This window comes from Mucilaginibacter sp. Mucisp73 (assembly GCF_059491465.1).
The window spans coordinates 4,013,739-4,035,673 of the sequence record NZ_CP168507.1 but is presented as its reverse complement, the minus strand read 5'-3'; the positions used below and the strand labels follow the sequence as shown (position 1 = coordinate 4,035,673).

General features: G+C 41.4%; 19 protein-coding genes. 11 read left to right on the top strand and 8 right to left on the bottom strand.

Translation table 11 applies throughout. The annotated features are described in order from the left end of the window. The first annotated feature begins 140 nt into the window (after positions 1-140). From ACEN82_RS16780 to ACEN82_RS16770, 3 genes are all read left to right on the top strand, one after another. Positions 141-962, top strand: coding sequence for an alpha/beta fold hydrolase (locus tag ACEN82_RS16780; protein ID WP_413322416.1), 822 nt, complete (start codon positions 141-143; stop codon positions 960-962). Between the two features lie 417 nt (positions 963-1,379). Then, entirely contained in the window at positions 1,380-1,601 is a 222-nt protein-coding gene (locus ACEN82_RS16775) for a YdeI/OmpD-associated family protein (RefSeq protein ID WP_413322417.1), read from the top strand. Positions 1,602-1,772: 171 nt separating this feature from the next. Beyond that, complete coding sequence (locus ACEN82_RS16770; RefSeq protein WP_090523809.1) at positions 1,773-2,348, top strand: YceI family protein; 576 nt, start codon at positions 1,773-1,775, stop codon at positions 2,346-2,348. 471 nt (positions 2,349-2,819) lie between these two features. On the opposite strand, the gene ACEN82_RS16765 is transcribed toward ACEN82_RS16770, so the two are convergent. Beyond that, positions 2,820-3,218 (bottom strand): hypothetical protein, encoded by a 399-nt coding sequence (locus tag ACEN82_RS16765; RefSeq protein WP_129568859.1) that lies wholly within the window; start codon positions 3,216-3,218, stop codon positions 2,820-2,822. 237 nt (positions 3,219-3,455) lie between these two features. Here ACEN82_RS16765 and ACEN82_RS16760 point away from each other — a divergent pair, with 237 nt between their 5' ends. Both ACEN82_RS16760 and ACEN82_RS16755 read left to right on the top strand, forming a co-directional pair. Beyond that, positions 3,456-4,706 (top strand): DUF2130 domain-containing protein, encoded by a 1,251-nt coding sequence (locus ACEN82_RS16760; RefSeq protein WP_175489883.1) that lies wholly within the window; start codon positions 3,456-3,458, stop codon positions 4,704-4,706. Positions 4,707-5,141: 435 nt separating this feature from the next. Continuing rightward, positions 5,142-8,126: a lantibiotic dehydratase gene (locus ACEN82_RS16755; RefSeq protein ID WP_413322418.1), complete on the top strand. Its 2,985-nt coding sequence runs from the start codon at positions 5,142-5,144 to the stop codon at positions 8,124-8,126. 1 nt (position 8,127) lies between these two features. Here ACEN82_RS16755 and ACEN82_RS16750 read toward each other — a convergent pair whose 3' ends face one another. Together ACEN82_RS16750 and ACEN82_RS16745 are read right to left on the bottom strand one after the other, a co-directional pair. After that, on the bottom strand, positions 8,128-8,865 hold the full coding sequence (locus tag ACEN82_RS16750; RefSeq protein ID WP_413322419.1) for a LytR/AlgR family response regulator transcription factor: 738 nt from the start codon (positions 8,863-8,865) through the stop codon (positions 8,128-8,130). Beyond that, entirely contained in the window at positions 8,852-9,934 is a 1,083-nt protein-coding gene (locus ACEN82_RS16745; RefSeq protein ID WP_413322420.1) for a sensor histidine kinase, read from the bottom strand. Before ACEN82_RS16745 ends, ACEN82_RS16750 begins: the two co-directional genes overlap by 14 nt. 376 nt (positions 9,935-10,310) lie before the next feature. On the opposite strand from ACEN82_RS16745, the gene ACEN82_RS16740 reads away from it, so the two are divergent. Both ACEN82_RS16740 and ACEN82_RS16735 read left to right on the top strand, forming a co-directional pair. Further along, positions 10,311-13,424 carry a lantibiotic dehydratase gene (locus tag ACEN82_RS16740; RefSeq protein ID WP_413322421.1) on the top strand — a complete coding sequence of 1,038 codons (3,114 nt, stop codon included), beginning with the start codon at positions 10,311-10,313 and terminating at the stop codon, positions 13,422-13,424. A 211-nt stretch (positions 13,425-13,635) separates the two neighbouring features. Continuing rightward, positions 13,636-14,538: a metallophosphoesterase family protein gene (locus ACEN82_RS16735; protein ID WP_413322422.1), complete on the top strand. Its 903-nt coding sequence runs from the start codon at positions 13,636-13,638 to the stop codon at positions 14,536-14,538. A gap of 62 nt (positions 14,539-14,600) precedes the next feature. On the opposite strand, the gene ACEN82_RS16730 is transcribed toward ACEN82_RS16735, so the two are convergent. From ACEN82_RS16730 to ACEN82_RS16720, 3 genes are all read right to left on the bottom strand, one after another. Further along, positions 14,601-17,660 (bottom strand): glycosyltransferase family 117 protein, encoded by a 3,060-nt coding sequence (locus ACEN82_RS16730; RefSeq protein WP_413322423.1) that lies wholly within the window; start codon positions 17,658-17,660, stop codon positions 14,601-14,603. A 99-nt stretch (positions 17,661-17,759) separates the two neighbouring features. After that, entirely contained in the window at positions 17,760-18,014 is a 255-nt protein-coding gene (locus ACEN82_RS16725; protein ID WP_413322433.1) for a type II toxin-antitoxin system YafQ family toxin, read from the bottom strand. A 33-nt stretch (positions 18,015-18,047) separates the two neighbouring features. Then, positions 18,048-18,245 carry a hypothetical protein gene (locus tag ACEN82_RS16720; protein WP_413322424.1) on the bottom strand — a complete coding sequence of 66 codons (198 nt, stop codon included), beginning with the start codon at positions 18,243-18,245 and terminating at the stop codon, positions 18,048-18,050. Between the two features lie 184 nt (positions 18,246-18,429). Between ACEN82_RS16720 and ACEN82_RS16715 the strand changes: the two genes are divergently transcribed. The 3 genes from ACEN82_RS16715 (at position 18,430) to ACEN82_RS16705 (ending at position 19,993) form a co-directional block, all read left to right on the top strand. Next, positions 18,430-19,215 carry a mechanosensitive ion channel family protein gene (locus tag ACEN82_RS16715; protein ID WP_090523837.1) on the top strand — a complete coding sequence of 262 codons (786 nt, stop codon included), beginning with the start codon at positions 18,430-18,432 and terminating at the stop codon, positions 19,213-19,215. An 11-nt stretch (positions 19,216-19,226) separates the two neighbouring features. Next, positions 19,227-19,730 carry an inorganic diphosphatase gene (locus ACEN82_RS16710; protein ID WP_413322425.1) on the top strand — a complete coding sequence of 168 codons (504 nt, stop codon included), beginning with the start codon at positions 19,227-19,229 and terminating at the stop codon, positions 19,728-19,730. Positions 19,731-19,810: 80 nt separating this feature from the next. Continuing rightward, the gene (locus ACEN82_RS16705; protein ID WP_354481372.1) at positions 19,811-19,993 is read left to right on the top strand and encodes a hypothetical protein; all 183 of its coding nucleotides are present in this window, start codon (positions 19,811-19,813) and stop codon (positions 19,991-19,993) included. A gap of 80 nt (positions 19,994-20,073) precedes the next feature. Here the strand turns inward: ACEN82_RS16705 and ACEN82_RS16700 are convergent, their stop codons facing one another. Continuing rightward, positions 20,074-20,475, bottom strand: coding sequence for a winged helix-turn-helix transcriptional regulator (locus tag ACEN82_RS16700; protein WP_090523849.1), 402 nt, complete (start codon positions 20,473-20,475; stop codon positions 20,074-20,076). Between the two features lie 92 nt (positions 20,476-20,567). On the opposite strand from ACEN82_RS16700, the gene ACEN82_RS16695 reads away from it, so the two are divergent. Further along, entirely contained in the window at positions 20,568-20,927 is a 360-nt protein-coding gene (locus tag ACEN82_RS16695) for a DoxX family protein (protein ID WP_413322426.1), read from the top strand. 126 nt (positions 20,928-21,053) lie between these two features. On the opposite strand, the gene ACEN82_RS16690 is transcribed toward ACEN82_RS16695, so the two are convergent. Continuing rightward, positions 21,054-21,929, bottom strand: coding sequence for a glycoside hydrolase family 25 protein (locus tag ACEN82_RS16690; protein ID WP_413322427.1), 876 nt, complete (start codon positions 21,927-21,929; stop codon positions 21,054-21,056). Between the last annotated feature and the right edge of the window lie 6 nt (positions 21,930-21,935).

Here is a 21,935-nt window from a genome sequence, read left to right as displayed (position 1 = left end):
AAAAGCGCTTTGTTAAAGTGTGCAAATATAATACATGTTTGATTTACAGCACTATCTAAAAAATAATAGCTGTGCCAGGCAACGGAAGTTTAAACTATGTATTATGTATGTATATTTAATGAACTTAAATCGGGACGATCATGATGTTAAAAAAACTGTTGTTAGCTGTACTGGTATGCCAGGCATTTATGGCCTGCAGTCAGCAAAAAGGTATTATTTATGGCGATAATGCCGCTGCCGGTAAGTATTATGATGTTAGGGGGATAAAACTTTATACCGAAGTTTATGGTAAAGGCAAACCCCTGTTAATGATCCACGGTAATGGGGGCAGCATAAGCGCTTTTGAAAAGAACATACCCTATTTTGCTAAAAAGTACAAAGTTATAGCTGTTGACAGCCGGGCGCACGGTAAATCTGCCGATCCGCGCGATTCACTTACTTTTGAAATGATGGCCGACGATTTTGCCGCCCTGCTCGATGTAATGCATATCGATTCGGCTTATGTGATAGGATGGAGCGACGGCGGCATTAACGCGCTGGTGATGGCTATGCGCCATCCCAACAAAGTAATAAAACTGGCCTCTACAGGTGCCAACCTCTGGCCAGATTCTACAGCGCTGATCCCTTCGCTATGGAAGAACATGGAAAAGGAATATGCCAGCAAAAAGGATTATCATTTTATCACCGGCAAAGAAAAGAACGACAGGAAGGTGTTTATGCTTGATTATAAAGAACCCCATATTAAACTATCGGCATTGAAAACTATTAAATGCCCATCGCTTATTATTGCCGGCGACCATGACCTTATTGTAACAACACACACCGTTCAGATAGCCGAGAATATTCCGAACGCTTATTTATGGATCCTGCCCAATTCGGGCCATGGCACACTGGTTGAACATGCCGGTGATTTTAATAAAAAGGTTGACGATTTTTTTGAGCAGCCATTTCACCGGCGTTAAAGGGATATAAAAAGGGGGATAGTTGGTTATAAGATCTTAAAAAAAGATGGCCCGGTTATTACGCCGGGCTATCTCACATAATTACTTTAATTTAGTAAAATCTCAATTATTGTTAGGTAACAATTTTATTTGCCTTAGGTTTTATAAAATTTGCGTTACATAGGCTTTTGGTGCAAAAATACTATAATAATTACGGCCTGCTGCCGTTTTCACAATAACTCAACCGTAAGCTAACCTGCAGCTTTTACTGTTTAAGTAAAGTAATATGGAATCAAAAAACCAAAGGCTGCTTATCGACACGCTCTTAGCTATCTCATTTCTTTTAATAGTTTTACTTGCCGTAATTATGGTTTTTCAGCCCGGTGTTTATGCCAATTAATATTATCTTTATCGGCAAGTAAACGCAGATGAAAAACCATGCTTAAAACCGGCGAACATATTGAAGGTACACCTGCAGAACTGCAGGCCCTGCTTGACAACGATGCTGAAGCCCATGCGTTTTTTGCAAGCCTGTCCAAATCATACAAACAAGGTTATTGTGATTGGGTAGGTTCGGCTAAACAGGAGGCTACCCGTAAAGTAAGGGCCGATAAGGCATTGAGCATGCTCCGTAACAAACAAAAAACCTTAAAAACCTAAGTGTAAATCTCCCCGGAAATAGTTTGTTTTTCTTGTAAGTTCTACTAAAATGGTAGTATATTGTCATCCGATTTCAATAAAAACATGTTTAAACATTTATTTTATTTGAAGTCCGGATCATTTACATACTTTTGAGCCATAAATCAAAAACAAAAAAAAGAAATTAAAACAATGAAAAAGATTTTTATCCTGTTAGCAGCAGCATTCACCTACACGGCGGCATCAGCACAAACTACCTGGACTGTAGACAAAGCTCACTCAAACGTTAAATTTACAGTAACCCACTTAATGGTATCTGATGTTGATGGCATTTTTAAAAACTATGATGCAACCATCACTGCCGCTAAACCTGATTTCAGCGACGCTAAATTTCAGATCAGCATACAAACAGCCTCAGTAACTACAGATAATGATCAGCGCGATAAACACATCACAAGCCCTGATTTTTTTGATGTTGCTACTTACCCAACTATTACTTTTACCAGCACCGGTATCACCAAAACATCTGATAAGCACTACAAACTTACCGGTAACTTAACTTTACACGGTGTAACCAAACCGGCTTCATTTGATTTATGGTACCGTGGTACTATCCAAAACCCAATGAGCAAAGCTGATGATGCAGGTTTCCAGTTAACCGGCACCATCAAACGTTCTGATTTTAACTTCGGTTCAAAATTTGGCAACGCTATGGTAAGCGACGAAGTTGCTATTAAAGCAAATGGTGAGTTTGGCAAAGCCAAATAATTGCAAAAATATATTAACAGGAACGGCGCGGATAACCCGCGCCGTTTTCTTGTTTTATGATACAGGCAGTGGAAGATCTATGCTTGGGAATGCAGATACTGCATTTTTAATCCTTGTTTTTTTTGATAGCGGATTATTAAGGAGCAAATGCTAATTATTGAAATAAGGGCCGCGCTTGCTACAACATGTGTAAAGGGTACTTTAAACTCCGGATTGATAAGCGTTTCGGTTATGTCAGGAATGATGATTGCGATGAGGGGCAGGCAGGAGAATAGCCTCAGGAAACCAAGTTTTTTCATAAAAAGTGATAATGGTATTTAGCGCAACTAATGCGCTGCAAATATGCCACAATGATTCTTTTTATAAAATACCCGTTACACGGTATTTTTACAACCTGAATTGATAATTTGCTGATTAGCTGCTTAGCTTTGAAAGAAGCGCCGGTAAAAAGAGGGAGAAAAGAAAGTCCAATTAGGCTTTGCGGGAAAGCAGTTGCTTTAGGGTATTAAACCACAATTGATTTTTAGCTCCAAAAAGGGTATGGTCAACAATAAGATATAATGTAATAAGCTCTTCTTTTAGCCTGTAGCGTAATCTTAACGGTTGCCAGAATAAACCATTGTTCCGTACCATCGAACGTTTGTATAGCTCGTCAAAACCTAAATATAATTGCTCAAGGCTATCAAGGGGGATATGTTCATAACTATCACCGTCAAGTACAAGGCTTTTAGGGGTAAGTATAATTTCGCCGTTATAATGGTGTGGTGGCGGGGTAAATGCAAATAATGCTCCTCCGTCATTTGCCAACCCTAATGTGGCCAGGTCATAATCGTGACTCCACATTACCTTTCCAATTCTCAATATCTGCATGTTATAAACTTCGGTATTTTAAACGGCATTTACAACAGATTGTTATCATTGTAGTTTCATTTTGTTACAATAATGTTAATACCCCTCATGAGTTACATATCATCTGCTAAACAGTAAAATCCCTATCTTTGATTTACAGGAAATATTTTCCTTTTATTAAGTGATTGAATAATATCAATAATCAAGTTATTAGCTTAAAGCTTTGTGCATTCAGCTCTCAGCTTTTATATAAATAATATGGCTACAGAAGTTAAGTGCCCAAGTTGTGGTTTCGGTTTTCCGATAGAGGAGGTAATGGCCGAGGAGTATAAAAAAGAGCTCAGGGTTAAAATGATGGATTATACCCGTCAAAAAGAAGAAGAATACCGCAAAAAGGATGAGGAGTTTTTAAATAAGGAGCGCCAGCAGCAGGCAGCCTTTGAACAAAGGCTTAACAACGAAAAAAAGCAATTGCAGCAAACGCTTGAAGACAACCTGCGTAAAACCATAAGCCAGGATTTTGAGAACCAGCTTGTACTGCTCAAAAATTCAGCAGCTGAAACTGAGGAAAAACTAAAAATATCACGCCAGAAAGAGCTGGAATTTTTGCAGCGCGAGAAACAACTGCATCAAAAGGAAGAGGAAATGGAGCTTGCCGTACAGCGCAAGCTGCAGGAGCAGCGGAACGAACTTACCGATCAGATCCGCAAGCAGGAAGCTGAGCGTCACAGCATAAAAGATACCGAATACCAGCTAAAGGTAAAGGAGCTTGAAAAACAGCTTGACGACCAGAAGAAACTGGCTGATGAAATGAAGCGCAAAGCCGAGCAGGGTTCTATGCAGTTGCAGGGCGAAGCCCAGGAACTGATACTGGAAGAGTTATTACGCAATTATTTCCCGTTCGATATCATAAGCGAAGTAGGGAAGGGCGTACGCGGTGCCGACTGCGTACAAACTGTGCGTAACCAGTTTGGCCAGGAGTGCGGCCGCATTATTTATGAAAGCAAGCGTACCAATGCTTTTTCGGCAGACTGGATCGAGAAGCTTAAAAAAGACATGCGCAGCATGGGGGTTGATGTAGCCGTTATTGTAACCCAATGCTACCCAAAAGGCATGGATTGTTTTGGCGAGCGTGACGGGGTTTGGATTTGTAGTTTTGATGAGGTGAAGGCAGTATCCTACATTTTAAGGGATGGGGTGATGAAATTATCAAACCTGGCCAAATCACAGGATAATAAAGGTGATAAAATGCACCTGTTGTATGATTACCTTACCAGCAGCGAGTTTTCGGAGCAATGGAAGGCTATTCGTGAAGGATATATGAGCATGCGCCAATCCATTCAGCGCGAACGCGATGCTATGGAAAAGTTATGGAAAGCCCGCGAAAAGCAATTGGATAAAGTGCTGCTAAGTGCCGCTCACATCCGCGGCAGTATTGAAGGGATTGCGGGGAGTGATACTATTCAGCTTAACCTTACCGATGATGAGGATGCGTTGCTGTTGGAGTAATTAATGTAGTTTCAGCCGGTCCATATGCTATCGCGAACGTCGCCGCTTGTGGTTATCATGCTGTGTCATGCGGATTCCTTGCAAATTGATAACCTGAACCTCGGCTATAAGTGAAGGCCCTGGAATCAAATATTCTTAATTACCGAAGGATGATATTTTGTAAGTTTTTGCTGGCTTATTTTGGATAGTGTACTTGCATGGCAATTATTTTGATCGCCTCGTTAATATATCAATTTTGCGTTAATACAAAGGCATGAAGCAGGGCGATATTAACTAAATTGATTAATCATTCTTGTTGAAATGATTAATCAATTTAGTTTTATAGTAATCATATTATAAACAAAGAAATAGACAGCATCCATAACAAACCTGCCAATAAAAATAGCTTTTACTTAAATTAGCTGTTTACATACTGAACCTTGCCTGTACATCCAGATGAAAGTTAATTTTATTAACGGTTTAATTTTACGCTCGGCTGCTTTGTCGTACAGGCAAAAGCTTGATAAAAAAAGCTTGCTTACATTATGGAATAACAGGTTAATCAAGGAAAGTATTTACCTGGCAAGTAAATCGCTTTATAATGAACTGGATGCTTTTTTTGCAAACGGGCAGCAAACGAAAGCTAAAGAAGCTCAATTACTATCAAGTTTTTATAAATATATGGCCCGTATGGCAAACCGGGCTACGCCGTTTGGGCTGTTTGCGGGTTGTTCATCGGTTTACTGGGGGGCGGCAAATAAAGTAAAACTTACGACAAAGTTCAGGAGACATGCAGTGCCCGATGCTGTGGTGAGCTTTTCGCTTGCCAAACAAATTGAAAATGCCAACCAATTATCTGCAGGATATAAGCTAAATAATACCCTTTATAAAGTGGGGGACGATTTACGATTTATTACTTATCAAATTATTGATAACCAAAGGGTTTACCAGGTGAGCGCCATTGCCTGCAATGAGGTGCTTGATGACATAATTACCGTTGTTGGTGATAAAATATGGAATAAACAACAACTGCTCGAAAAATTCCCGGATTTTGAGCCTGATGATTTCATTGTGTTTATTAATGACCTTATTGAAGGGCAACTGCTAAAACCGGCATTTGAGCCGGCAATAGGGTGCGATTTTCCGGTCTTTTTGCAAAAGACTGATGATCCGGAATTAAGGGATACCATTAATGAATTGGTGGGTTTGCTTAATAAAATTAATAATGGAGATGTTGAAGGCTCAAACTGGTTTTCGTTATATACTGCTATTGAACAAATTACTAATCACATAACCGGCAGGGAGCTCAAAGACAAGGTACATGTAACCATGTTTAACGAACTGGAAAGCCGTGAGCTTGATCAATCATTGCAATGGAAAATAACTAAGGCGATTGTATTGCTTAATAATGTGAGTGCCGTGGCTCCCAATAAAAGGATTGAGCAGTTTAAAGGCAGGTTCAGGAAAAGGTATGAGGAGCAGAGCGTACCGCTGCTGGAGGCATTTGACACCGATACAGGAATCGAATACGGACAATGGTATGAGCATGAAACCCTTTTTACAGAAGGGCTGTATACCGGAAGCGAAGGGGGGCCTTCATGGGTGGATTATACAGAGATAGATTTTAAAATGCTCAACCTGTTAAACCGCGCCAAAATTGAAAAACAGTATAAAGTTGTTATGCCCGATAATTTTGCCAGGGAACGCAGCCCGGATCATTTGCCATTTTCCATGTCGGCGGTTTTTCAGCTTTTTGAAAACGATATGGTATACCTGGAGAGGGTTACCGGGCCCGGCGCTTTAAGCATGATAGCGCGGTTTGCAGTTGGGGATGCCGAAATTTATAAAACAGGTTTAGAGATAGCGGCAAAGGAGATCGCCAACTGTCCGGATGCCATGTTTGCCGAAGTGATCCATATGCCCGAAGAGCGGATCTTAAACGTCATGATGCACCCGCCTTTCTGGCCCCATGAACTGGCTTATATCGATGATGCCAAGGGAAGTTCAGTTTTGAGGCTTGACGATATCTACATAAAGCTTGAGCAGGGCGTTTTTAAATTGTTTTCAAAAAAACATCAGCGGGAAGTAGTTCCGCGCTTAAGCAGTGCTTATAATTATAACAGGTCGCAGCACCCCATTTACACCTTTTTGTGCGATATTCAGCATCAGCGGGGCAATGGCAGCTTAAGTTTTAACTGGGGTGCACTCTCTACAGATTTTGTGTTTTTTCCACGCGTTGAAACCAGCTTTGGCGTTATCCTGCACCGCGCCACCTGGAAGTTTACGCCCGCTATTTTGGGTGAACTTTGCAAGGCCGAAAAATTCATGGATAAATTCGGCGATTTGTTTAACAGCTTTAGGAATGAGTGGTTACTGCCCGATAAATTTTATATAATAAAGGGCGATAATGAATTACTGATTGATACTGAAAATGAGATTAGTATACAGGTACTTGCAAAGGAAATAGCAAGGCAGGACCCGGTTTTGATTTTATCTGAGTGTATTCACCTTCAGCATGAGGCTATTGTACGAGATGTGGATGGCGATCCTTACATGCACCAGTTTGTTGCACCCTTCCATTTCGACAGGCCTTTAAAGCCTCCATATTTTCAATATATCGAAAATACATTTCAGCGTAATTTTTTTCCCGGCAGCGAGTGGTTGTTTATCAAGCTATATCTCAGCAGTAACATCGCCAACGAGGTGCTGTTAAAATTGGATGAACTGTTAAATTATTCAGGTACTGTTAAAATAAAACAATGGTTTTTTATCCGGTACCATGACCCGGATAATCACATTCGGGTTAGGATTAATTTGCTTGATGAAGGTGATTTTCAGGATGTTTACCTGGCCGTGCGCAAGGTATTGTCGCCATTTTTGACAAGCGGGCAGCTTCATGTTGTACAGCTTGATACCTACGTGCGCGAACTGGAACGTTACGGGCAGCAAATTGAACAGGCTGAGGGCCTTTTTTGCATTGAAACTTCATTTTGCTGCAGCGTATTCGGGCTGCTTGAAAGCAACCGCTATGATACGGAAGACTGGCTCCTGATTTTTTGGCTGATCAAAGATTACCTAAACCTGATGAGCAATGACCTAAACGATCAACTGCAATTTGTTGAAAGGCAGCAGGCTTATTTTTTTGCCGAATTTGACGATAAGGCGGTTAAAATACAGATTGATCAATTATATAGAAAATATCATGGCAGCCTTAATAACCTGCTTTTAGCATATGATGACCTGCTTCGGCAAAAAAGAATGCAGGTAGAATTACTGCTGCAAAACTACTCTATTGATTGGAATGCGAAGTTTTTGAGCAGCGTGATCCACATGGCAGTTAACCGCTATTTTAGCAGCCGGCAGCGCCTGCATGAGTGCATCCTGTACGGGATGCTCTTAAAGTTCCTTAAATCGGAAAAAGCCCGTAAAGGGAAAGTATAGCTTACTTGAACATCTTATTATTGAGCAGTGCGAAAAAGCTGTCGCGGTAAGTAACCCCTATGGGGATCTTTTCTTTAATCTTATCAAAGATCACCATGTTGCCATCAATAGCTTTAATGCGTTTTAAAGCAATAATGTACGATTTATGGGTCCGCGCGAAATTTTCCTGGGGCAGGGTATCAACCAGGGTTTTCATGCTCACCAACGAGATATGCCGTTCATTTTCCGTAAAAACCGAACAGTAATTTTTAAGTCCTTCTATATAAATGATATCCTCAAAGTTGATGCGCACAATTTTACCGTGGTCGGTTTTCAGGTAAAATGAGTCGGGCTTTGGCTGCGTGTCAATTAACGGCGCTGGCTTATTAGATGAAAGCAGTATTAGCTTATCAAGGGCTTTTTGTGAAGCCTGTAAAAACCTGTCGAAAGCGAAGGGCTTAAGCAGGTAATCGAGCACATTGTTTTCAAATCCCGCCAGCGCAAATTCACTAAAGGCTGATGTTATGATGATCTCCGTGCTTTTAGGCAGCATTTTAATAAGGTCGATACCCGAAAGCTCAGGCATGTTTATATCAAGAAAAATGAGGTCGGTGGCTGATCCTTTTAAATATAATAGTGCTTCAATAGGATTGGTAAACGTTTCGGTAAGGTTAATGAAAGGCACTTTTGATATAAAATCGCTTAAAATATCAATGGCATAAGGCTCGTCCTCAACTATAATACAGTTAATTACTTTCATGATATTTTAAAGGCATGGTAAGTTTGCATTCATAGCTATTGTGCGTTTCATCCACCAATAGTTCATATCCGTCCCGGCCATATTCGTCCGTTAATCTTTCGCGAATATAATTTAATCCTATCCCGTTCGATTGTATTTTATTAACGCTGTTATTATTTTTATAATTAAGCGAATAAAAATGCAGCTTCCCATCTACAACGGTAATGCTCAACACAGCCTCCTTTGTGCTTTGATTGAAAATGCCGTGCTTAAACATGTTTTCGATGAGGGTAATTAAAACCAATGATACTACCTTATACGGAATAACACCGCTTTCGATACTTATCTTCATAAAAAAAGCTTTGCTGCGGTCTTCATGAATTTTTATGAAGTCTTTGATATAGGCAAGCTCACTTTCAAGGCTGCTAAACCCGTCCTCATTTTTGGTTAATGCATACCGCATAATGTTTGAAAGTGTGATGATTGATTGTCCTACTTCCGGGAGTTTCTTATAAGTTTCAGCATATAAAAAGCCGAGTGTATTAAATACAAAGTGCGGATTGATCTGTGATTTTATTACATTTAGTTCGGCCTGAAGGGCTTTCTTTTCAAGCTTTTGCTGTTGTTCAAGTATCTGAGCCTTTTCTATACTGTGTTGAGCCACTTCGCGTTCCCGTTGTATCAGTTCTCTTGCAAAGCCAAATGCAGCCCCCATTCCGCCAAAATATATTGTGCGCATAATAAGGCTGGAGATTTTATCAGGATCGGCCGAAACCTGAAACGACGTATGGTATATCAATGCATCAACCTCAAGCTTAAACAATACCGTTATAGCAATGATAGCCGTGGATACTACAAATAAAACAGGTGTCAGAAAAAAAACATTAGTGATCTTCTTGCTTATGGCCCTTAAAATTTTCCAGGTGTTATAAAATATAATAGCATTTACAATAAAAGCAAAAACAGTGCTTATGTCAATTTTTGAAAAATAGACAACGGCCTCTTCATATAATATATAAATAAGCCATCCAATCAGGTGTTGAAAGAATACCCTTATCCTGGATTTTGGCCGCTCTGCATTCGTTGTCATAAATTTTTTGTCCTGCTTTTAATGGGTTTGGTCGTCCCCAACGGCGCATTGGTACTAATTTTTTCCTCTCCTGCATCCGCTTAGCCACATTTATCCTATAACAACAGATAAATCATCATTCACACCCTTTAAAAAGCTTAAAAGTATGAAAAATTATAGCAAAGCATCTTTACCAAAGATCCAAATTAAACAAGTGCAAATTTTAAACCGGGCACTTACAAATAACATTGGAAAAAATGGTGGCACTGTAGATTTCTATATAACTATGACGGGTACTACAACAGAAAAAACCTCAAGTTCAACAGGGTTCTAAGGACGGACTCAGATCATATTAGGTACGTCTGTTTTATAATAAGAACCATCAGAGGTAACTACAATGAAAACAGCCAAATTATCCGAACAATATAAATTCTCATCGGGCCTGATGTTCAGGTTTCCTGCATTTGATTGCGTGGAAACAATTGATAAAGAAACCATCAGGGCATTCACAAAAGATGAATTGTTTATGCAGGCGCTTTGGCTTACCTCTAAAGATCTGTATGAAGCGATTTTGCATATAGATGATATTACAGATGCGAAAAAAATGGAGAAGCTTGAAATAACCTTGGCCAAATTTATTAACAGGAGCGCTACCGGCACCAATCCATCAGGATTATTTGCATGCTACGCTCCTGTTACCTGGGGGAATACGACCGATTTACAGCTTGGTAATGCTTACCAGCATGTAAGGCTTAATGTTGCCGCAGCGGTTAATTTGAACGGCCAGATTTTAAATAATCGCCTCATACGGACATCGTTAAGTTACAAGGTAAATAAAACAATGTATACCTTAAACGGGGCCTATCGTAAAATTGACCGTCAAACTGCAAACTGTGGTAAATACAAAGCATCGCCGGTAAAGATATCTGATGATCTGCAGGCGGTTATCAGGTTTTGTGAAAACGCCAGGACATACAATTCGATATGCTTATTTATAACGCAAACACTTGGCAAAACTCCGGAAAGTGCCGCAGCTTTTTTGGACCAATTGATTAAAAACCAGGTTTTGTGGAGTGAGCTTGAACCGTGTATTGAGAGCGGGGAATATCTTGACCAGGCTATTGGCATTTTTACCCGGCTGGCACACCAAAGTGCACAGGCACAAAACTATTTATCAAAACTGAAAACCGTTAAACAGGTGCTGACCGGCACCGATAATGTAATTACAAAAAATAATAAGGTTGCTATGATTTTGAAAGATTTGCCAGGTGATGCCTCACAGGGGACATTGCTGCAGGTTGATTATTTTAGGCAGGCAGATTCAGCTACGCTTAATAAAGCTTATGCTGATAAATTGCTCGATGCCATTGATCTGCTTAACCGGATCACACCCAGGCATCAAAGTAAAAACCTGGAAACGTTTATAAAACGCTTCCGCGACCGGTATCATGAGCGGGAGATTTTGCTAACAGAAGTGCTTGATCCTGAAAAAGGTATCGGCTATGCCATAAACTGTTATACAGAATCCTCCGGCTCTGCAACTGATGGTGAAAATCTGCAATATACCAGTGCCGTGAAGTGGCTTATCGGGCAAATTGTTAACAATCCCGGGCAGGAAATTATCCATTTGCAAAAGTCACAGTTTGAAAACGTTAAAGCTTACGACGGCGAGTTGCCCCCAAGTTTTTCGGTAATGTTCCGAATTTCGGGCCATGATGAGCCCTTGCTGTACCTTGAACATTGTGGATGGCCAGCCGGCACTGCTATGTTTGGCCGTTTGGCCAATGCCGAGCGAAATTTTGGCCAGGTCCTTGATGAAATAGCCGAAACGGAAGCCCGTATTTATGAGCCGGCTATAGTTGCCGAAATCGTACACACGCCTGATGACTACCTAGGGAGCTTTACCTCCGCACCATATCGGGATTACCAGTTTCAAACGCCGGTAAGCACTGGTGACCAGGAAGTTAATATAACAGATCTGCTTGTATCTGTTAAAGGAAATAATGTTGTGCTGCGTTCGGCCAAATTAGGCAAACGGATTATCCCCCGCTTAAATACAGCATATAATTACGGAATGACAGCGTTACCCGTGTACCGGTTCCTGGCCGATCTGCAATGCCAGGATTCAAAATACGAGCTTGGGTTTAATCTTGATATATTACCTAAACTTGGGGTAACCAAAACGCCAAGGGTAGTTTATGAGGGCGTAATATTAGCCTTAAAAACCTGGTACATCACCAATGCTGATTTACAGCAGCTGTTAAAAGAACTGGCTGTTGATTACAACGAAGCGTGGGCGAAGTTTGTTAGATACTGGGATCTGCCTGAGGCTTTCGTTTTTACAGATATTGATAGTGAATTGGTTGTACATATCAACAGCAGGCTTGAGGTTGCTGCATGGCTTTCGTCATGCAAGAAAAAGAATGAAATTATTTTAAAGGAATACATTGGCGAACGCGATAATATCATGCTTAAAAAGAAGGATGAAAAGCTTATCGGTAACCAGTTTGTGGCTGTTTTAAAACGGGGCGAAAAGATAGCCGGCAAGTATACCGGTATGGGGCCGCTTAGTACAAATGCAGCTAAACGCCAGTTTTTCCCGGGGGATGAATGGTTGTATGTAAAACTGTATTGCGGTATTGAAACTGCCGAACATGTGATAGGCAATGAGCTGATACAGCTAAGCAAAAAGCTTTACCATGAAGACTTGATTGATCAGTGGTTTTATGTACGTTATGCTGATCCTGAACCTCATATTCGTTTCAGGGTCCATCTGGCTTCTGTATTTGCATTGGGCAGGGTCATTCAAAATATTAACAATTGCTTTTCGGCCTTAATTAAATCAAAGCAGATCTGGAAGGTGCAGTTTGATACCTACGAGCGCGAACTGGAACGCTATGGGGAGGCGTCGATTGAACTTGTTGAACAGTTGTTTTTTAACGATAGCCTTGCCATAGCCAGCCTCATATCAAGAGCGGATGTGACCGAAAACTTTGAAGAGCTGAGGTGGCTCTGGGGACTGTTATCAATTGACAGGCTGTTGAATGATTTTGATTTTCAGATCGAACAAAAAAACGAGCTTATGGAGCTGCTTGTAGCCTCATCATATCCGGACGTTAATTATGATAACCTGCTTTCAAAGCAACTGACTTTTAAATACAGGCATTACCGCAACAAGATTGAGGGCCTTTTTGCCGAAGGTGCCGCGGTTGCAGGCAACGACCTGCTCAGGTACCGGAGTTTAAACAACAGACCGGCAGCTTTATTGCTCGCCGAGCTTATTTCATCCGGAACGGTACCGCAGGATTTGAACCTGCTTGTGATCAGCCTTATTCAAATGAGTATGAACCGCTTGTTTAAAACCAGACAGCAGGTTCGCGAACTGGGTGTGTACGATTTTCTGCTGCTTTATTATAAATCCGTTTTACAAAACAAAGAAACGGGTTACGATAATAAATACATTGCCGGGGCTGTAAATGAGTATATCGCAGGCAGGCCATATCTTCAATAATTAATAGCTAAGCGGCTCGAAATAATATTTTAACCTTCCCTACACAAATCTATTAAGTCTTCTGCTAACGCGGAAGGCTTTTTGTTTTATACAGATGTTTCGGTCATTATTTTCTTAATAAAAGTTTAACAGAAATTCCCGCGGCCTACCAATATTATAAATGTATTTTTAACCCCAAAATTGCCTGAACCCGGGAGGCAGCTTTTATATTATGGAAAGAAGATCAGCATTAAAAAATATAGGTGGCCTGCTTCTGGCACCTTCATTAGCACTTGGCAATACAACACCGGCTGCAAAGCCATCATTGCGAATAGCCCACATTACCGATGTGCACCTGAAGGATAAGTTTGATGCCCCTGCCAGGTTTACCAGGTGCCTCCACCACCTGCAGCAGCAAACGCCAAAGGTTGATATGGTATTAAATGGCGGCGATATTGTTTTTGATATGAACAAGGAAAACATCGGCACCATCAATGATCAATGGAAACTGGTGCAAAACATTATGAAAAATGAATGCGGTTTGCCCGTTCATTATTGTTTGGGCAACCACGATATCTGGTGGTACGAGGACGACAAGGGCCAGGCCATCTACGGAAAAAAATACGCGCTGGATAAACTACAGCTTGTAAGGCCTTATTACAGCATGGAAAAAAACGGCTGGAAGATCATTGTGCTGGACAGTGTGCACTTAGATATTGATAATACCTGGTATATAGGCAAGTTGGGCGATGAGCAGCTCAACTGGCTTAGCGATGAGCTGAAAGCTACAGATGCCGATATGCCGGTAATGGTCATGTCGCACATACCGATATTGACCGCTTTGCTTATGATAGAGGATGATATTGTAAACAAGTGGACAATGCTTGGCGGCGATATGCATACCGATACGGCTAAGATCATTAACCTGTTTTACCAGCACCCTAACGTAAAGTTATGTGTGAGCGGTCACCTGCACATGCGCGATAAGGTGGTTTATAACAATGTTACTTACCTGTGTAACGGCGCCGTTTCCGGTGCTTGGTGGGAGGGGAACCGCCGGGAAACAGCTCCCGGCTATGGCCTGATTGATCTGTATGCCGATGGTTCTTTTGAAGAAAAATACGTGAATTATTAAAGTATAAAAAAAGGGCAGGCTAAATCAAATAGCCTGCCCCATAGCATATATATGTTGGTTGTTTAGAGCTGGAGAATACTTTTAAACTTTTCGGCATAATCATTAAGCTGGGCAACTAATTGCCCGCTTAGTTCTTTTTGATTGCCGTTATGGGTGATGGCAACCATGTTGTTCAACAGCGACATGCTGATCTGTACATCGCGCGGACTTAACCTGCCTGTATCCTTTTGCAACTGATGGTAGTTATAATCAAGCTTATCGGTAAGGTAGTTGTTAACGCTTTTGATGAGTTTATTGCCCAGTTTGGCATAGTCCAGCTTATACGAGGTATCGGCCATTGTTATTTTACCTTGTGCCGTCATAAAGTTAGGGTTGATGTCAGGCATTACCTCTTCATATTTGTGTAGGGTATTAAGTGCCAGGTTACGATGGCCCTCTTTCAGTAATGTCGCCGACAGATCAGAAAAAGCAGACACCATTTGCGGAAAAAACATGGTTGTTGATTGCTGATCAAGGTATTTGGCTGTTTTGAAATTGCCGAACTTAAACTTATCCATCATGTTGCTGTACATCACCAGGCTGTTGATCTTTGAAAGCTGATCCCTTAACGATGAATCAGTTTTGAAAGGCAACAGGCGATAGGTAAAACCTTCCTGGTACAAATATGGCTGTAAGCCAACCATGCTTGTTTGCCCAATAGATGTAGTGAAACAAATTGGCCGTTTCCAGTCGTTATGGGCAAGTATATCTATCATGGCAAGGTTTTCTTTGGTTATATAATTAGGAGGGAATTTCCATTTCATCGTATCCGTAAGTAAGCCTTTTTGCTCGGGCGTGATCACCTTATTTTTCATTACATCATCAGCATTCACCGCCAGCTTGAAGTTTTTGGTAGGCAAATAATTTTCGGTGGTGCCATTGGTATATTCAACGTGCGTACGTTTATCATCCGAGGTGATAAAGTCAAATATATCTTTTACATCAACATAGCCCGGTATTTTGGCATCATTATACCTGATCACATCACGGGTACCCAGCTTGTATTTATCAAAGCTCATGGTAATGGGCAGCGCGTCGGCCTGGTTTATTTTGCGCTGCATTTGCCTTACCGACCAGTCGGCACTCAGCAGGCTCAGATTTACAATACGTACATCCGGCCTGATGTTTTCCACCTCCTGATCATACCACAGTGAGTAAGTATCATTATCGCCCAGGTCAAATAAAATAGCATTTTTAGGGCAGGACATGAGGTAATTGTAAGCCATATCATGCGCCGCCATTTTGGTTGAGCGGTCGTGGTTTTTCCATTCTTTACTTGCCAGCAAAACAGGGCCAACAATAGTACAAATAACCATAGCCCCAATGGTGGCAAACCGCGGACTGATCTTTTTAGGCACCATGTCAATCAGCGCTATCAATCCTAAACCAATCCAAATGGCAAAGGCATAAAATGAACCAACGTACGAGTAATCGCGCTCGCGGGGCTGTACCGATGGCTGGTTAACATACAGCACTATCGCCAACCCGGTGAAAAAGAATAACAGGGTTATTATCAGGGCATCTTTTTTCCTTTTTTTGAAATGATAAAGCATACCTAACAAACCAACCACTAAAGGCAGCGCATAAAGGGGCGTGTAGGTAACATCATTCAATACAAACTTTGGCGTATTGGAAGTATTGTTGAACAAACCTGATGTCCAGTTGCCGCCAATCCCATTCATATTGGTTTGGCCTTCCATATCATCGTCATTATAACGGCCAACAAAGTTCCACATAAAGTAGCGCCAATACATCTGGTACATTTGCCAGCTGAACATCCATCTTAAATTATCCGAAAAGGTAGGCATAGCGTTATCGCTCAACTGTAGCCAGTCGCGGTAAAACTGCACGTCCTGGGCGTAGGTAGTATTCTCCTCTGTCGACCACATGCGGGGCAGAATGCTGGTGTGGTCATAAACATAATTAGGCTTATTATAGGCTACCTCGTATTTGCTGTTTCCTTTACGATAAAGCGGTGTACCATCGGTAACATCCGTTATTTTGGCATCGAAGTAAGGGCCCTTAAGCAAGGGCGTTTCACCATATTGGGTACGGTTAAGATATTCATACATCGTAAAGGCATCGCTGGGGTGTGAGTTGTTAAGGTTAGTTCCTGCCGATGCCCTGATAGGGATATAAACAAAGGAACTGTAACCAAAATAAACAAACACAATGCAAAGCAGGCTTATATTTAAAAGATGTTTCTGCTTACGGATGCTGTACCGAATCCCGGCGATAAGCAAGCCGATGATCAGCAAGAAAAAGAACAATACGCCGCTGCCAAAACCAAGTCCAAGACTGTTTACAAAAAACAGATCGAACCGGGCGGCGAGGCCTATGGTATACCCCCTGATGCCAAACTGAACAAAGGCCAGGATCAGGATGCTTATAGCGAATGCCCAAAGTCCGCTTTTAACATTAATGTTTTTATGCCTGCGGAAATAATAAACCATTACCAAAGCTGGTATGGTTAGTAAATTAAGCAGGTGAATGCCGATAGAAAGGCCGATTACATAAGCTATAAAAACAAGCCACCTGTCGGCTCGCGGTTCATCGGCAACGGCATCCCATTTTAAAATAGCCCAAAATACTACTGCAGTACATAATGACGACCATGCAAAAACAATGGTTTCAACTGCCGAAAACCAAAAGGTGTCGGTAAAGGTAAATGCAAGGGCGCCGGTTAGCCCGGCACCCATTATTTGTAAGGTTTGGGTTGTATTAACAGTAGTATTTTTTATAGCAAGCAGTTTTTTGGCAAGAGCGGTTATGCTCCAGAATAGAAACATAATGGTAGCCCCGCTGGCCAATGCCGAACCCAGGTTGGTAAAGTAGGCAACTTTTGTCCTGTCGCCCATCGAAAGCAGCGAGAATGCCTTACCTATCATGGCAAAAAGAGGGTAGCCCGGTTGGTGCGATACCTGGAGTTTATAGGCACAGGAAATGAATTCGCCACAGTCCCAAAAACTTACAGAGGGTTCTAAAGTAAGGATGTAAGTTAAGGATGCAAGGGTAAAACAAAGCCAGCCCAAAAGGTTATTGATCTTGTTGTAGCTCATGATAAAGTGTAAAAGTTTTTTCAAATAGTTAATACCAAATTAGGGCTTAAAAATGGTAACGTATTGAAATTTAACACTTTTAACATTTGTTAACACTTGGAAGGTTGAAGTGTTAAATGGTTGTTAAAACAGATCTGAATGGGTTCCGGTTCGTACTAATTCTAAAAGATTGATCTGTTCATTCTCATCCCAGATCAGTAGTAGGTCGGGCTTTACATGGCATTCCCAATAGCCTTTGTAGCTACCACTTAACTTATGGGCTTTATGTTTTTTGTCGAGGCCCATATGACCTTTGTTGGCGAGTATGGTAATTACGTTCTGCAACAGCTGAAAATCGTTAAGCGAACGCTTTTTAAGTAATTTTAAATCTTTGAGGATTTGGTTGAGGTGACGATCTCGAACATGATCAAATTAGATACTTTTGAACAGTTCGTCTACCCTTTTGAATTTTTTGCCTTTGCCTGCTTTTAACTCGTCCATAGCGGCAATAGTTTCGGCATTAGGTGTTTTGTTCTCTTTTTTTACTTTAATAGTTACACCCAATTCTTTCAGGATATCCTTAACCAAACGTGTGTTATTATCAGGAACAATTATCTCGAGTGTTTGCATACACAAAAATAATCAATAATCTACTTAATTAATAGGCTTGTGCTGTTGTTTATCGCAGATGTTAAGCTGTTGTTTTATAGTTTTTTAATTGATGAAAGAAATGCTGACGCCATTAAAACAAACCCTTCCCCCAAATATGCGTTAAGCATAGGTGGTTTTATGCGGAAGCTAAACGATTTGTTTTATGAAGATTGAAAAGTTTTATGAACAGGTATACATTTGGGTGATCCGTTATGCACCCAGTTTTTTGATTGGGCTGGTGGTTTTATTCATCGGCCTTTGGCTCATTAACCTGCTGCTGAAATGGTGGCAGGCCCATATGCAAAAAAAGGAAATAGACCCAACCATAAAGCCGTTTTTGCAAAGTCTTGTAGGGGTGGTATTGCGTGTGTTGCTCATTTTAGGAGTTGTGCAGATCATGGGTGTGCCCATCACTTTGTTCACTGCACTCGTGGGTGCTTTTGGTGTAGCCGCTGGTTTAGCCCTTTCGGGTACATTACAAAATTTTGCAAGCGGTGTGCTGATACTGCTGCTCAAGCCCTTTGTTGTGGGCGATAATATCATAGCTCAAGGCCTTGAAGGAACGGTTATCGCTATCCAGATCTTTTATACCATTGTTAAAACCTTTGATAACCGGATAGTTATTATGCCTAACAGTAAGCTCTCAAATGAAGTGATTATTAACATCAGCAGGGAAGGCACCCGCAGGCTTGATATCGAGCTGAAGTTTACCAATAATATTGATTTTAATGAGGTGAAGTCGGTTATTAACTCTTCTATCGATAAATCAAAAAATATATTGGAAACTCCGGACAGGAGGATAGGTATTGCCGGTTTAGATCCTGATGGTTATCGTGTAGGAGTTAATGTTTGGGTTCATGCCCATGGTTTCCAGGATACCAAACTGGCCGTACAGGAAAATATTTTGCAGGACTTGAAAGCTTCCGGGGTTAAAATACCAGGTTTATAAAACATGTACGCATGGATAATTTAGAAAATAAGATCACGGTGATTGTTGAAACGCCTAAAGGCTGCGGCCATAAGTATGATTATGATGCCATCACCAATCAGTTCAGGCTTAAAAAACTACTGCCGGCCGGTATGGTTTTTCCTTTTGATTTTGGTTTTATCCCCGATACAGTTGGGGGCGACGGCGATCCGCTGGATGTGCTGATCATATCGGAGATCAGTACTTTTCCGGGCTGTGTGATAGATTGCCGGCTGATAGGAGCTTTTAAGGTAGAACAAGCCGGTCCGGATGGCAAACGCTACCGGAACGACAGGTTGCTGGCAGTGCCGGCAGTATCAAAAATTTTTACCGGTTTGCATGATGCCGCTCAACTTCCGCACAGCCTTACCGACCAGATAGAGGCTTTTTTTATAAACTACAACCGCCTCGAATCTAAAGAATTTAATTTGATGGAACGCCTTGGTGCAGAGGGAGCTATGGAACTTCTTAATAATGCAACTACTGGTAATGGATAGTGGGGGCTAATTTTATAAAACCCAATTACTGTTTGCTTGTAGTAACTATATAAACATTGTTGAATTTAAATATAGCTACTATGAAAGGTCAACAGCATTTTAAGAATAACACCGATGCACAGGGCAAACCAACTGCCGATCGTGCCTTTGCTAACCACAATGATGCCCAGAAGCAAAAAGGCATCAGTAATGCGGGCGGACAGCGATCCGATCAAACATCAAGCCGGGATAGCGCTCATCGCCCCGAGAAGAAAAAAGCGTAATGTTATTGTTTATAAAAGCGCTTTTGCTTACCAGGCAAAGGCGCTTTGTGCTTCTAAATTCTGAAGAGCTATTTACTACATTATAATGAAACTGCCATTGTTTTTTTGGCATCGGCTTCAGCCCGACTCATTTGTTTAATATGTTCACGATGGTTCATGCCCCATTCGCGCAATTCCGAAACAACCTTGCCAAGCGTATCAGCATATTCGGTACGTTCATAAATTACAGTTACCGGTGTGGTATCATAAACCGTCCGTTTAACAAAGCCATTTAGTTCAAGCTCCCTTAACTCTTTCGAAAGTATTTTAGGCGTGATGCTTTCCAGGTCGCGCTGAAGTTCCTTAAACCGTTTAGGGCCGGTCATCAGGCTTACCAGCATCGGCAGCTTCCATTTGCCGTTTACTACATAAAGCGTATCGCGTACTGCGGTTACAGAAGCTTTGCAGGTCTCTTTATTGTGAATGATTTGTTCGTTATTCATACTTGCTATCCTTAACGATACCGGTATCCTTTAGGATAGTAGTATCTTTTTAATAGCAAAGGTAGTTAAGTTTGCGACAAATAATTCATTAAATGAAAGCAACTAAAATTTTTTACTGGATACTAACCGCTATTGTAGCATTGATGATGGCTTTTTCATGCTATTCATACTTAGCTAAACCCGAAATGGCTGCAGCCTTTCATCATTTAGGCTTCCCTGATTATTTTAGGGTTGAACTGGCAATAGCAAAGCTTATCGGTGCAATACTACTATTGGTACCCGTATCTGCAAGGTTAAAAGAATGGACTTATGCGGGATTTACTTTTGTATTTGTTTCTGCGTTTATAGCACATACCGCATCCGGCGATCCGGTAGCAAACCGTGTGATGCCGTTGGTGTTTCTGGCGATTTTGGGAGGATCGTATTTGTTGTATTATAAAAAGCAACAGTAATGTGAGGGATGTTTCCACCACGCCATTGCGAGGAACGAAGCAATCCCCATGAAGTAGAGCGGCTATGCAAGTCTCCCTGTAGAGTCGGGGATTGCTTCGTTCTTTGCAGTGATGTTAGATACAATCCTACGGCACCAGCAATTTCTCAAACTCCGTACTATCGCCCTTAAACACATTAAAATCCACAACATGGTTAATGCCGTTAACATGGGCCTTATCCGAGTGTTGCCAAAACTTCCAGTTGGTTTTGTTGGATACAAGCAACTTGGGCTGGTAGTAATGTGCAATCCACAGGGTATAACCATCAAAATAACCTTCCAGGTAATCCTGATAAAATTTTAGGTTAGTATAGATGATGGGCTTAATCCCTGTACGGTTTTCAATGGTTTTGATAAAACTCTCCAGTTGCTCTCGCATCTTTTCAGGACTGGTACGATACAACCTTTCTATATCCACCACCATGGGTAGGTCGCCTTTTTCGGTTTTTACCGTTTGAAGGAAAAACTTAGCTTGCCATACACCACTTTTTTGCGGAAGAAAAAAATGATAAGCGCCGCACATGATGCCTGCCTTTGGCGCTTCGCGCCAGTTGCGCTGAAAATATGGGTCAACGCTTAACACACCTTCGGTAGCTTTGATAAATGCAAAGCTGATGTGGACATTGCCTTCGCGCATGGCTTTTACCTGTTTCCAGTTTATACGGCCCTGGTATGAGGACACATCAATGCCATATACGGTATAGCCATCGGGGATATGGATGGCAAAATCCTTGTACTTACGATAATGGGTATCCTCACCTGCATCCATGATCCATCGCCAGGTGGCGCTGCCAAATTTTAAAATATAGCCATAATAAAAAGGCGAAAGCAAGATAAGCAGCAAAGCGCCTATAGCCACCATCCACTGTGTGGAGAAATTGGCCTGCTGTTTTGCTTTAACTACCGGCTTTTTACGGGCAGGAGCTTTCTTTCTTACAGGTGTTTTCTTTTCAGGAGCAGGCACGGGGTA